Origin of the sequence: Roseomonas sp. AR75 (assembly GCF_005222815.1) — a bacterium.
In the GTDB taxonomy this organism is placed as follows: domain Bacteria; phylum Pseudomonadota; class Alphaproteobacteria; order Acetobacterales; family Acetobacteraceae; genus Falsiroseomonas.
The window spans coordinates 807,403-820,561 of the sequence record NZ_STGB01000002.1; the positions used below are offsets into that span (position 1 = coordinate 807,403).

A 13,159-nucleotide genomic window follows, 5' to 3' on the forward strand; every position below is an offset into this window, starting at 1 on the left:
CGCCTTCCGCCCCGCCCAACAGAAGAGAGAGGCCGATGCCCGACACCAGGATTTCCGACCTGCCCGCCGCGACCGCGCTTGCCACCGCCGACCTCGTGCCGGTGGTGCAGGGCAGCGGCGCGGCGGCCGAGACGCGACGCGCCAGCTTCGCGCAGCTCACTGCCGGCGTCTTCACCGAACGCATGTTTCATGTGCGCGACTACGGCGCGATCGGCAACGGCACCGCCGACGACGTCGCCGCCATCCAGGCCGCCATCGACGCCGCAGCCGCGGCGGGCGGCGGCATCGTGCGGCTCGGCCCGCGGCGCTACCGCCTGGCCGCGGCCGAGCTGGTGGTGAAGGAGAATGTCTGCCTTGAAGGACCGCTGTTCCCCGGCGGCCAGCGGCCTTCCGCCGACTACCGCAGCATCCCCGGCTCCCTCCTGCTGGATTCCACGCGCACGGTGCGCGTGCTGCGCGGCGCGACGCTCCGCCGCGTCGCCGTGATCCGCGACGGGATGGGCGCGCCGCCCACCACGATGCGCGCCGGCATCAACCTGCGCGCCGCCATGGCCGGCACCGCCATCACCATCGGCGACGCCTCCGGCACGCATCACGACGTGCTGGTCGAGGACGTGCTGGTGCTGGGCTTCGACCTGGCGCTCCGCGCCGACAACAGCCAGCGCTTCAACCTGCGGCGCATGCGCGGCGACAACCGCAACGGCATCTACCTGTCGCGCACCTACGACATCACGCGCATCCACGACGTGCATTTCTGGCCGTTCCTCACCGGCAACCTCGGCAACGTGTCGATCGTGCAGTTCGGCATCGCCGGCGTCGCCAACAATGGCTCCGGCCTGATCCGCATCACCACCGCCACCGCGCATGGCCTGGTCACCGGCGACCTGGTCAACGTCACCGGCGTCAACGGCGTGACCAATGCGAATGGCCGGCGCACGGCGACGGTGGTGGATGCCACGCGCGTCGACCTGCAGGGCAGCAGTTTCGCCGGCAGCTGGACGGGGGGCGGCACGCTCTCGGTCTGGAACAACCGCAGGCTCGGCACCGCCTTCCGTATCGAGACCAGCGACGTCGCCGAGTTCGTCAACTGCTTCTCCTATGGCTACGACCTCGGCTTCGATCTCGGCGACGGCGCGCAGTCCATCCAGCTGAACAACTGCAGCGTGGACGACCTGCTCTCGCTCAAGGACCCGCTGACCGTCGGCACCTGGATCCGCGGCAGCGCCTTCCGCACCAAATGGCTCGGCGGCTTCATCAGCAGCATGGCGACCGCCGTGCGGGTGGCGAGCACGGCGACCAACCAGGGCGACAACCAGTTCGTCGGCGTCATGGTGGGCGGCGACGGCGCCGGGCGCACGGTGGAGGTGCTGGATGGCGGGCTGACGCTCGTCGCCTGCGACCTGCCGGCGGCCAGCGTCTATCTCGGCACTACTGGCGACAGCCTTTCCGTCGTCGCCTCCGACACGCGCAGCACCACCTTCCTGGGTCAGACGCCGGCGGACCTGTCGCGCATCGTGCTGGTCGCCAACCGCAACCAGGCGATCGGCTCCTCGCCCGACCAGGGCGCAGTGCTGTTCCGCCGCTCCGAGATGCTCGGCGCCGAACTCGGCTTCGAGAACCAGGACGCGGCGATCGCCTACACGATGTCGATCGGCGCCGGCGCGCTGGCGCCGCTCGAGATCGGGGGGCTTGCAGGCGTCAACCCGAATGGCGGCGTGGTGCTCGGCGCGAGCTCGGCCATGACCACGCCGATGACGCTGACGCTGCGCCGCCTTTCCGACACGCCTGCGAATGGCGATGCACTCGGCCAGGTCGTCTTCGCCGGCAACAACAGCGCCGGCAGCCAGACCACCTTCGCCCGCGCCGGCGGCGTGAGCGAGGCGGTCGGTTCCGGCGCGGAAGCCGGCGCCTTCGTTATCGAAACGCGCAACGGCGCCACGCTCACCGAGCGCCTGCGCGTCGGGGCGACGGGCACGGTGACGCTGCAGGGACCGCTGGTGCTGCCGGGCGATCCCACCGCCTCCAGCCAGGCCGCGACCAAGGGCTATGTGGACGGGCAGTTCACCGCGCGCCGCCTGCCGGTGGCCGCGGTTGCGGGCGCGACCGCGCTGACGCTGGCCGCGCATAACGGCCGGCTGGTCAGTGCGAATGCCGGCGCGACGCTCTCCATCGACTGGAGCGCGACGGGCGACGGCTTCTCCTGCCTCGTCTCCAACCGCAGTGGCGCCGACCTGGCGATCGCGATGACCGGCTTCACCGCCACCACACCGACCAATCCGGACGGGCAGACGAAGCTGCGCAATGGCGGCCTCGCCACGCTGCTCGCCTACAGCCCGGATGGCGGCACCACGAAGCTGCTGCTGCTCGCCGGCGCGACGGCGGCGTGACCCATCCCCCGAAGAGGAGCCCGACATGACCGAATGGAGCCTCTGCCGCTGGCACGGCCCGCCGGCGACGCTGGAGGCGGCGCTGCGCCAGCTCGGCTGGCACGGGCCCGAGGAGACGCCACCAGGGGGCCTCGATCCCCGGGTCGGCGGCTTCATCCCGCCAGCGGGCGAGACGCCGCGCATCCTGGACGGGCTGGCCTACGCGACGGTGGTGGCGAAGGCGCCGCTGCCGACGCCGGACGGGCTGGGCGAGACCGGGCCGCAACTCTCGGCGGCGCTGCTCGGCAGCTTCTGAGGAAGGAACAGGGCGAGGCTCCGCCTCGCGCTCCGCCGGGGACGATGATCGTCCCCGGGCCCCTGCATTCGTGAGGACCACACATGACCGATCTCACCGATTACGCGAAGAACCTGCTCGGGCGCGCGCTGTGCGGACGCGTGCCGAGCCTGCCGGTCGCGGTCTGGGCCGCGCTGGGCACCGGCGGCGCCGATTCCACCGGCCTCACCGGCGAGCCGGCGGGCAACGGCTATGCGCGGCAGCGCGTGACCTTCACCGGCACCGGGCCGCAGCGCAACGCCGCGGCGCTCAGCTTCAACTTCACCGCCGCGGTCGGCACGCTGACGCATCTCGGCCTGTTCGATGCGGCCAGCGGCGGCAATCCGCTGACCCATGCGGCGCTGTCGTCGCCGGTGAGCGTCGGCGGTCCAGGCACCATCACCGTCGCGGTGGATGCGCTGACCGTCACGCCGGAATAGCGGCCTGCGCATCGGGGTGGCGATGCGCCATCGCCACCCCGATATGCTCGGCAAAGGCGCGCGCCGGCGCCGGCAGGCGGTCGGGGCGCCAGATCGCCCAGACCTGCGACCGCGCGCCGGCCTGCGCCAGCGGGCGGTACACCACCCCGTCGAAGCGCAGCTTGCGCACGGAAGCCGGCACGATCGCCACGCCGACCCCCGCACCAACCAGGCCGATCAGCGCATGCATCGGCGAGACCTCCTGCACGATGCGCGGGGCGAAGCCGGCAGCACCGCAGATCTCAAGGAGCTGGCGGTGGAAATCGCTTCCGTCGTTGCGCGGAAAGGAGAGGAACGCGGCGCCGGCCAGATCGCCCGGCCTGATGCGTGCCTGCGCCGAAAGCGGGTTCGACCGCGGCAAGGCGACGACGAGCGGCTCCTCGAACACCAGCGCACCCGCCACGCCGGGCGGCACCGCACCGGCGCGTAGCAAGCATAAGTCGAAGTGCCCCAGGCGCAGCGCCTCGATGAGCTGGGGTGCGGCCATCTGGCGCAGCGCCAGGTGCACGTCCGGGCGCGCCCGCCTGAAGCCCTCCAGCGCCGCTGGGAGGAACGCGTAGGCGCAGGATCCGGAAAAGCCGAGCGCCAAGGTGCCGCTCTTGCCCTGGGCTGCGCGACGTGCCGCCGACGGCGCAGCGGCGGCGATCGCGAGCATCCGGCGCCCATCATCCAGGAGCGAGCGACCGGCCTCGGTCAGCGCGACGTCCCGTGTGCTGCGCGAGAGAAGGCGTGCACCGACCTGGCTTTCCAGCCGCTGAATGGCACGTGACAGCTGTGGCTGGCCGATGCCGAGGCGCGCCGCGGCGCGGCCGAAATGGCGTTCCTCCGCCAATGCAACGAACCGCCAGACTTGCCGCGTTTCCAGCATCCATGTCCTTGTGGGCATAAATCGCGGGTCAACAATGCATTGGACCTCAGCATCGCGTCCTGATCAACTCCCGCCCCGCAGGCGCGCCGTCTTGAGGCCAACGATCCGCAGAGCAGCACTTCCGGCTGCGGACCGCCGGGCCCCGGACGACGAGAACACTGCAAGCCGCGGGCGAAGTCCCGAGGCCGGGGGAGGAAGACAAGATGCTTCGTCGTTCGCTCTTGGCCGCGGCCCTGTTCTCGCCGGCGGTGCAAGCGCAGGTCGCCTACCCGTCCCGCTCAGCGCGTCTGCTGGTCGGCTCGGGCGCGGGCGGCGCCAGCGACATCGTCGCACGTATCCTGGCGGAGGCGATGGACGCGACTTTCCCGCGCGGCCTCGTCATCGACAACCGGCCTGGCGCGGGCGCGACGATCGCGGCCTCCACGGTGGCCCGCGCGGCGCCGGACGGCTACACGTTGCTGCTCAGCAGCGCTTCGATGCTGGCGATCAATCCCGTTCTGATGCGGCAGATCCCGTTCGACGCGGCCAACGACTTCACGCACATCACGATGCTCAGCGAATTCCCGTTCGTGATCGTGGTGCACCCCTCGGTGCCTGCGACGACGCTGCTCGAGCTCGGCGCCTGGGCGCGTGCGCAGCCGGAGCCGCTGATCTACGGAAGCCCCAATCCCGGCAGCGAACATCACCTCGGCATGGAGCAGCTGGCTGAACGGCTGGGCTTCCGCACGCAACATATCGGCTTCCGCGGCGGCGGCCCCGCCACGACGGCTCTGCTCGGCCGGCAGATCCTCGTCGGGTCGGTCGGCCTGCCACCGCTCGTGCCGCAATTGCGCGAAGGGCGACTGCGCGCCCTTGCCGTGAGCACGTCCGCACGCTCGCCGCTCGTCCCGGAGGTGCCTACGATCGCGGAGGCGGGCATCGAAGGCCTCTCCCTGGCGGTCTGGCAAGGACTGGCGGGGCCGCGCGGCATGCCCGCGGAGATCGTGCAGTTCCTTGCCGCCGCCTTCGCCGAGGCGCTCGCGAAGCCCGACGTCATCAGGAAGCTCGCGGCCCAGGGGCTGCGCCCGCGGCCGATGCCGCCGGCGGAGTTCGATGCCTTCATGGCGGCGCAGCGCGAGAGCTGGGGCCGGGCTGCGCGGGCCGCAAACATCGTGATCGAGTGACAGAATGCCGCTACGCGATCGCCGGCCGAACATCCTCTTCATCACGACCGACCAGCATCGCGGCGACTGCGTCGGCTTTGCGGGGCGTCCGGTGCGCACACCGCATCTCGACCTGCTTGCCCAGGACGGCACGGTATTCGACGCGTGCATCTGCCCGAACCCCGTGTGCCAGCCGACACGCGCCTCCATGATCACCGGCCTGCTGCCGCGCACGCATGGCGTCTGCGACAATGGCATCGACCTTGACCCGGCCCTGGCGCAGTCCGGCTTTGCCGCGACCTTGGCGCAGGCAGGCTACGACACGGCCCTGATCGGCAAGGCGCATTTCTCGACCTTCCAGACCTTCGCGCCGACGGGCACGCCGGAATGCCGCCAGTCCATGGATCGCTACGGTCCGAACTGGTGCGGGCCATACATGGGCTTCGGATATGTCGAACTGGTCGTCGAGGGGCACAACAATTTCCTGCCCATGCCGCCGCCATTCGGGCAGAACTACGACGCGTGGTACTACGGCGACGGACGCGGCGAGTTGAAGAACCGGCTGCATCGCGAACATGTCGGCCCCGAAGACCTGCGGGCGCCACACACCTGGCACAGCGCCTTGCCGGTGGCCTGGCACAATTCCACCTGGGTTGCGGACCGGTCCATCGCCTTCCTCAACCGGAGACGCAATCGGCCCTTCTGCCTCTGGGCCTCGATCCCGGACCCACATACGCCTTTCGACTGCCCTCTCCCCTGGAGCCTGCTGCACGCGCCGGATCAAGTGGACTTGCCACCGCATTGGACCCGCGACCTGGAGCGGCGGCCATGGTGGCACGCAGCAAGCCTGGATGGCGTGCCGAACCTGACCGACCCGAGGCTTCGCCAGATCCGCACCCACAACAGCCGCGCGCCCGAACTCACCGAAGCGCAACTCCGGCAGATCATTGCCAACTATTACGGAATGATCGCCCTGGCGGACCACAGCGTCGGCCGTATCCTCACCGAACTGCACCGCCTGGGCCTTTCGGAGGACACCCTCGTCGTGTTCACCGCCGATCACGGCGACTGGCTCGGCGACCATGGCCTGCTGCTGAAGGGACCGATGCCCTATGAGGGGCTGCTGCGGGTGCCGTGCATCATGCGCGGGCCCGGCTTGCCGAAGGGCCAGGTGTGCTCTGATCCGGTCTCGACGCTCGACATGGCCGCGACCTTCGCCGACATTGCTGGCGTCGCCAGGCCGGATCACTGGCACAGTCGGTCCCTGCTGCCGGTGGCGCGCGGTGAGGAGCGGCGGAGCTTCGCCTACAATGAATGGGACCTCTCCGACAGCCGCTGCGGCGTGGCGTTGAACCTGCGGACCGTTCGCACCCGGCGGTTCAAGCTGACGGTCGAGGAGTTGTCTGGCGCGGCCGAGATGTACGATCTTGAGACCGACCCGAACGAGATGGACAACATCGCCGACGACCCGGACCATGCGGCGACGCGGCGCGAGCTGGAGGCGATGATCAGGGCACGACCCGGCGATGCCCGTCGGGAGAGGCTGCAGGCGACAGGGATCGGCTGACAGAAGGCCAGCAGAAAAAACCAAAGGGCGACGGCGCACATCCGTGGCCCCCTGAGATCGAGGAGGAAGACAGGAATGCATCGCCGTACGCTTCTGGCCGCCGGCCTGGTCGCGCCCACCGTGTTCGCCCCCGCGGCTCGGGCGCAGTCCGACTACCCTTCGCGTCCCGTCCGCATCCTCGTCGGCTCCGCTCCCGGCGGCGCTACCGACATCACGGCCCGCATCCTGACCGAGGCCATGGGCGCACGCTTCCCGCGCGGCTTCGCCATCGAGAACCGCACCGGCGCCGGCGGGAACATCGCTGCCGAGACCGCGGCGCGCTCGGCGCCCGACGGCTATACGCTGCTGATCAACGATGCGTCGCAGATGGCGATCAACCCCGTGCTGTTCCGCAACGTGCCGTTTGATCCCGCGAACGACTTCACGCCCATCGCGCTGCTCGACGACTTTCCCTTCATGATCGTCTGCAATCCGTCGGTGCCGGCGCGCGACTTCGCCGCCTTCGTCGCCTGGGCCAAGGCGCAGCCGAATCCGGTGCAGTTCGCCAGCCCGAATCCTGGCAGCCAGCACCATCTCGGCATGGAGATCCTGGCGCAGCGGCTGGGCTTCAAGGTGCAGCATGTCGGCTTCCGCGGCGGGGCGCAGGCCACGACGGCGCTGCTCGGCGGGCAGATGCCCGCGGGTTCGATCGGCCTGCCGCCACTCATCCCGCATCTGCGTGCGGGCAAGCTGATCGGCCTTGCGGTCAGCGGGAGCGAGCGCTCGCCGCTGATGCCGGACATCCCGACGCTGGCGGAGGCGTCGGGGACGGACCTTTCCATGGTGGTGTGGTACGGCCTGGTCGGGCCGCGCGGCCTGCCGCCGGAGGTCGTCCGCTACGTCAACGACGCGGTCGCCGAGGCGCTGCGCAACCCGGAGGTGGTGCAGAAGCTTGCCGCGCAGGGGCTGACCGCCCGCTACCTGCCGCCCGACCGGTTCGGCGCCTTCATGGCGCAGGAGCGCGCCCGCTGGGGGGAAGCCGCGCGCGCCGCGAACGTCACCCTCGACTGACCACCCATCGCGTCACGGACCACCGAAGGAGCGCACCGCGTGCGGGATCGCCGACCGAATATCCTGTTCATCACCACCGACCAGCAGCGCGCCGACTGCATCGGCGCCTTCGGGCGCAAGGTGCACACGCCGCATCTCGACCTGCTCGCGGCGGATTCCACCGCCTTCACCGCCTGCATCGCACCGAACCCGGTGTGCCAGCCGACGCGTGCGTCGATGCTGACGGGACGCATGCCGCGCAGCCACGGCGTCTGCGACAACGGCATCGACCTGCCGGTCGAGGAGGCGCGCGACAGCTTCCCCGCCGTGCTGGCCAAGGCCGGCTACGACACGGCGCTGCTCGGCAAGGCGCATTTCGCGACCGCGCATACCTTCAACCCCACCGGCTCGCCCGAGTGCCGGCACAGCATGAACCGCTACGGGCCGAACTGGACCGGGCCCTATATGGGCTTCCAGCGCGTGGAACTGGTGGTCGAGGGCCACAACACCTTCCCCCCGATGGAGCCGCCCTTCGGCCAGTCCTACGAGGCCTGGTACTACGCCGACGGACACGGCGCCCTGAAGAACAAGCTCTACAAGGAGAACCACGGCCCCGACACGCATGGCGCGCCGCAGACCTGGCACTCCGGCCTGCCGCAGGCCTGGCACAACTCCAACTGGGTCGCCGACCGCACCATCGCCTACATGAACGAGCAGCGGGACCGGCCCTTCTGCCTCTGGGCCAGCTTCCCCGACCCGCACCATCCCTTCGACTGCCCCGTCCCCTGGAGCCTGCTGCACCGGCCGGAGGATGTGGACCTGCCGGCGCATTGGACGCTCGACCTCGACCGCCGGCCCTGGTGGCACAAGGCGAGCCTTGAGGGCGTGCCGAACCTGGCCGACCCGAAGCTGCGCGAGTTCCGCGCCAAGCACAGCCGCACGCCGGTGCTGACCGAGACGACGCTGCGCGAGGTGATCGCCAACTACTACGGCATGATCTCGTTGATCGACCACAATGTGGGCCGCATCCTGACCGAGCTGAACCGGCTGGGGCTGGACGACAACACGCTGGTCGTGTTCACCGCGGACCACGGTGACTGGCTGGGCGACCACGGCCTGCTGCTGAAGGGCCCGATCACCTATGAGGGGCTGATCCGGGTGCCCTGCCTGGTGCGCGGCCCCGGCGTGCCGAAGGGCCAGGTCTGCGACGAGCCGGTCTCGACGCTCGACATGGCCGCGACCTTCGCCGACCTGGCCGGCGCCGAGAAGCCGGAGCGCTGGCACAGCCGTTCCCTGCTGCCGGTGGCGCGCGGGGAGGAGACGCGGGACTTCGCCTTCTGCGAATGGGACCTGTCCGACAGCCGCTGCGGCGTGCCGCTGAACCTGCGCACCGTGCGGACGAAGCGCTTCAAGCTGACGGTGGAGGAGATCTCCGGCGCGGCGGAGATGTACGACCTGGAGACCGACCCGCAGGAGATGGACAACATCGCCGACGACCCCGCCCATGCCGCGACGCGGCGTGAACTGGAGGCGATGATCCGCGCGCGCCCGGACGATGCGCGGAAGGAGCGGCTGCCGGCGGTGGGGATGGCGTGACGCGGCGGTGGTGCTGCTGGAGAGGATTGAAATCTCCAACGCTCCAACATGTCACCCTAAAAGTCATTTAAAACAACATTTTATGAAGATTCACTTTCCCTAACTGTAGGAGGTTTTGTAGGAAGTTTGGTAGGGTGCAAGGCAAAACAAAACCCCTGCATCGGTGCCTATTCCGATGCAGGGGTTCTGTCTCTCGCTTCAACGGTCGTGACACCGGAGCGCGAAGTTTGACGCGGGTTGAATCGCGCGATGGGGGTTAGTCGTCTAGGAAATCGGAGCGCAGATCGGCGGCGCCAGCCATGTCGGTCGTGATGCGCCTTGGGATCGAGTCTGTGGGCACCCTGACGGTAGGTCTCGGGTCCGCAGGTCCCTCTGGCATGGTGGTTTCGGTGCCAGGGCGCTGTACGGGCTTGGAGAGGCTTCTAGGGGGTTGTCGCTCTCAGACATTGTGACGGACCTTGCGGTTGCGGCGGCGGCGGCGCTTGGTGGTTGCCCCTTCGGCGCGAGTGGTGGCCGCCAGATCGAAGGCAACCTCCGCCAAGAACACCGCGACCGCGCGGAGACCGGCGCGGGCCGTCATCAGGTTTTCGGCTGGGGTGGGTTGGGTGCGTTTCGTTGTCATCCGCGCCAGTTCCGTGGCTCGCCGATTCGGTGGCTGGCACGCTTCAGCGCATTGAGCTGTTCGTTTAGACCGGGCTGAGGGATTGGATCGGACGCTACGGTATCCAACGCGACCACATGCACGGGCGCTAGAGGCGAGGCAGGTGGCGCAGGAATCGGAGGCAGATCGTCATTACGCCTACGGCGCTTGGGCCGTCGAGGGTGGTCAAATGGTTCGCTGTCGCGGTCGAAGTCGAACTTAGGAGCCATTGTTCTGTGTGTCAGTTGATGGCGTGGTGGTTGGGGCAGGGAAGTCCCATTCGTTCGCGTATCCGACAACTTTGCCGTTGGCGTCGTGGATTTCCACAAGTCGGGTTCGGCTTGGCAGGGGGTCGGATGAGTGCCCGCGAACGATGGTGCCGTTGGGGAGCCGGTCTAGAATCTCGGGCATTATAGGTCAGCCGCGCTATGGATTCGGGCGATAGCCTTCGAGGCGAACTCAGACGCCCACGGGCGCGGAGTAGTCGGGTTTCCGGCGACAATGCTGGCAAGGTGTTCCTTCAACCGGCCGAGAATCAGGCTCCGGATCATCACGGCACCATACGGCGCGCGCAGTTGGCTTTTGCACACGTCATGGGCTTCACGCTCTAGGGTTTGAATGCGCGTGAGGGCGCCAAGCAAGGCCGCAAGGCTAGTGTCGGCGTCGCGGGCTGCTGTCTGTAGCTGGGCTGCGACCTTTGCTACGCGCTCGCGCGCCATCTGTTGACGGTCGCGCCCTGCGGCTGCTTCGGCGTCCCGATGAAGGTCGCGTGCGCTTTGGAGGGCAATGGTTGCAGCCTCATGAGCGCGCCGGGCCGCATCCAAGGCAGCTAGGGCGGCGTCGGCTTCGACGTGGTCGCCCGATAAGAGGGAGCGGCGGACCGCAACCTGTCGGGCGGCTTCGGCGTCCAAGAGGCGCTGGCCAGTTGCAGAGGCGGTTGTCTCGGCCTGATGGAGAATTTTGGAGGCATCTGCGACACTTAAAGTATTTAAAGTCATTTGAAAAACTCACGGGAACGCGCTATACTAGGGCGTTCAAATTTGGTTGTTTACTAGGGGATACCGGCTGATAAGCTGGTGTCCCCTTTTCTATTCAGGACACGCGCAGGCTAGCGCGAGAGAGATCGGCGACGGCTACATAACGTCTGCCGTTGAGTCGAGTAGTTGGCACGTTGTCGCGGCGCAGACGCCGCCACAACTGATAGTAGCTGATCCCACTTATTCTGGAAGCCTCCATTACATTGACATGGGAACCAGCGACGATACTTTCTAGGAGCGTGGTGGTCATGGGTATAATTATAGCAACTCGACCACGAGTTTGCAACAGATTTATTTAGTCTTTGCAACAACTTACCAAAGCTGCTACAATTTACACTTCCGTTGATCTCTTGGTTGCGGATTTAAGACTACACACACCAAATCTGAATATAAAATGAAACTAACACAAGCCTATCGGCTACTAAAGAACTCTCCGCGGGCCGCTGAAATAACGAAATGGCGCCCCCTCAAGGCGGAGGCAAAACTACAGGACGATCCTGAAGGACAGCTTATTTGGGAGGCGCACCGGCTACAAGAGAGCGCGCGGGAACGACTTCGGGAGATATACTTCGGCGGCCTAGCGGACACTATTCCTAAAGAAGCTGACGTGCGGACGAATAGACTAATCAATTTCTTGAATTTCGTAAACGAAAATTTTGCGCTCGCACTTGTTGAAGGAAAGGTGGCCATTCTTGACCTGAGAAGAGGGGAAAAGGACGCCATCGAAACTGCATTACCTACGATGATCTCTCCGGACAATTTCCGAACGCTGCTCGCTCCCTCTAAATTCCTGACTCATCGTCGGGGGAAGCGGGAACAGGAAAAATCTGGCGCAGAGATTTGGCTGGAATGGGCGTACCGGCATGAATACACGCGAGGCGTGTGTTTCTCTCCGGGGAAAACTCAAGCTGAAGTGGGCGAGGACCGTCTGAACATATGGACGGGCTGGCAGATTCCTCCGGGGCTGGAACCGATTTACGAGGGCACCTCCGAGCACGGATGCGCTAGAGCGCCTCTCGACCTGACTGAATCAAAACGCTTCCGCGACGCGGAGGGGATCTGATTCAAGCTGTCTGTCGGGAGGGGGCCGACAGGCATGTCGAAGGCGTTGTCGGTTGATCTTCGGGAACGGGTCGTGGCGGCGATTGCGGCGGGTGCGTCGTGCCGCGCGGCGGCGGAGCGGTTCGGTGTCGGGGCGTCGAGTGCGATCCGCTGGTGGTCGCTGCACCGGCGGGTGGGTTCGGTGGCCCCTGGACCTCTCGGCGGCGACCGACGGTCGGGACGGATCGAGGCGCATGCGCCGTTGATCCTCGATCTGCTGGGGCGGACGCCGGACATCACGCTGAGCGAGCTGCGCACGGAACTGGCGGAGGCTGGCGTGGACGTCAGCATCGCCTCGCTCTGGCGGTTCTTCGCGCGGCGGCGGATCACGCTGAAAAAAAGTCGGCGCACGCTGCCGAGCAGCAGCGCCCCGACATCCTGACGCGACGCTGGGAATGGTTCGAGGGCCAGCTCGACCTTGACCCCGATCGCCTGGTGTTCATCGACGAGACCTGGGCCTCGACCAACATGGCCCGCACCCGCGGACGGGCGCCGCGCGGCGAGCGCCTGCGCGCTGCCATCCCGCACGGTCACTGGAAGACAACGACTTTCGTCGCGGGCCTGCGCAACAGCGGCATGGTCGCGCCGATGGTGCTCGACGGGCCGATCAACGGCATCGCCTTCCAGGCTTACGTCGACCAGGTGCTGGTCCCGGACCTGCGGCCCGGCGATGTTGTCGTCATGGACAACCTCGGCAGCCACAAGCGGCCAGGCATCCGCGCCGCCATCGAGGCTGCGGGCGCGAACCTGCTCTACCTGCCGCCCTACAGCCCCGACTTCAACCCAATCGAGAACGCCTTCGCCAAGCTCAAGGCCATGCTGCGCAAGGCTGCCGAGCGAACCATCGACGGCCTCTGGTCCGCCATCGGCAACATCATCGACACATTCAATCCAGCCGAATGCGCCAACTACTTCGCCGCCGCCGGATACGAACCAGACTGATCGGAAAATGCTCTAAAATACTTTACCACCTGCGCGAGGTCGTCTGCGATGGGGACCA

The 13,159-nt window shown here is 67.4% G+C and carries 11 protein-coding genes; 9 read left to right on the forward strand and 2 right to left on the reverse strand.

What is annotated here, in order from left to right:
• The first annotated feature begins 35 nt into the window (after positions 1-35).
• The 3 genes from E4T13_RS11750 (at position 36) to E4T13_RS11760 (ending at position 3,140) form a co-directional block, all read left to right on the forward strand.
• On the forward strand, positions 36-2,387 hold the full coding sequence (locus tag E4T13_RS11750) for a hypothetical protein (RefSeq protein ID WP_137178437.1): 2,352 nt from the start codon (positions 36-38) through the stop codon (positions 2,385-2,387).
• 25 nt (positions 2,388-2,412) lie between these two features.
• Positions 2,413-2,682, forward strand: coding sequence for a hypothetical protein (locus tag E4T13_RS11755; protein ID WP_137178438.1), 270 nt, complete (start codon positions 2,413-2,415; stop codon positions 2,680-2,682).
• Positions 2,683-2,765: 83 nt separating this feature from the next.
• The gene (locus E4T13_RS11760; RefSeq protein ID WP_137178439.1) at positions 2,766-3,140 is read left to right on the forward strand and encodes a hypothetical protein; all 375 of its coding nucleotides are present in this window, start codon (positions 2,766-2,768) and stop codon (positions 3,138-3,140) included.
• On the opposite strand, the gene E4T13_RS11765 is transcribed toward E4T13_RS11760, so the two are convergent.
• Entirely contained in the window at positions 3,127-4,047 is a 921-nt protein-coding gene (locus E4T13_RS11765; RefSeq protein ID WP_170984951.1) for a LysR family transcriptional regulator, read from the reverse strand. The genes E4T13_RS11760 and E4T13_RS11765 overlap by 14 nt on opposite strands.
• A 203-nt stretch (positions 4,048-4,250) precedes the next feature.
• On the opposite strand from E4T13_RS11765, the gene E4T13_RS11770 reads away from it, so the two are divergent.
• The 4 genes from E4T13_RS11770 (at position 4,251) to E4T13_RS11785 (ending at position 9,381) form a co-directional block, all read left to right on the forward strand.
• Positions 4,251-5,210 (forward strand): tripartite tricarboxylate transporter substrate binding protein, encoded by a 960-nt coding sequence (locus E4T13_RS11770; protein WP_137178441.1) that lies wholly within the window; start codon positions 4,251-4,253, stop codon positions 5,208-5,210.
• Positions 5,211-5,214: 4 nt separating this feature from the next.
• The gene (locus E4T13_RS11775; protein ID WP_137178442.1) at positions 5,215-6,756 is read left to right on the forward strand and encodes a sulfatase; all 1,542 of its coding nucleotides are present in this window, start codon (positions 5,215-5,217) and stop codon (positions 6,754-6,756) included.
• 75 nt (positions 6,757-6,831) lie between these two features.
• A complete protein-coding gene (locus E4T13_RS11780) occupies positions 6,832-7,806 on the forward strand; it encodes a tripartite tricarboxylate transporter substrate binding protein (protein ID WP_137178443.1) in 975 nt (324 codons plus the stop codon).
• A 39-nt stretch (positions 7,807-7,845) separates the two neighbouring features.
• Complete coding sequence (locus tag E4T13_RS11785; RefSeq protein WP_137178444.1) at positions 7,846-9,381, forward strand: sulfatase; 1,536 nt, start codon at positions 7,846-7,848, stop codon at positions 9,379-9,381.
• A 439-nt stretch (positions 9,382-9,820) separates the two neighbouring features.
• Here the strand turns inward: E4T13_RS11785 and E4T13_RS11790 are convergent, their stop codons facing one another.
• The gene (locus tag E4T13_RS11790) at positions 9,821-10,003 is read right to left on the reverse strand and encodes a hypothetical protein (protein WP_137178445.1); all 183 of its coding nucleotides are present in this window, start codon (positions 10,001-10,003) and stop codon (positions 9,821-9,823) included.
• Between the two features lie 1,449 nt (positions 10,004-11,452).
• On the opposite strand from E4T13_RS11790, the gene E4T13_RS11795 reads away from it, so the two are divergent.
• Both E4T13_RS11795 and E4T13_RS11800 read left to right on the forward strand, forming a co-directional pair.
• On the forward strand, positions 11,453-12,121 hold the full coding sequence (locus tag E4T13_RS11795) for a hypothetical protein (RefSeq protein ID WP_137178446.1): 669 nt from the start codon (positions 11,453-11,455) through the stop codon (positions 12,119-12,121).
• Positions 12,122-12,154: 33 nt separating this feature from the next.
• A protein-coding gene (locus E4T13_RS11800) for an IS630 family transposase (protein WP_137178447.1) occupies positions 12,155-13,101 on the forward strand; the annotation gives its coding sequence in 2 pieces (ribosomal slippage) (positions 12,155-12,491 and positions 12,491-13,101; 948 coding nt in all).
• Positions 13,102-13,159 lie beyond the last annotated feature (58 nt).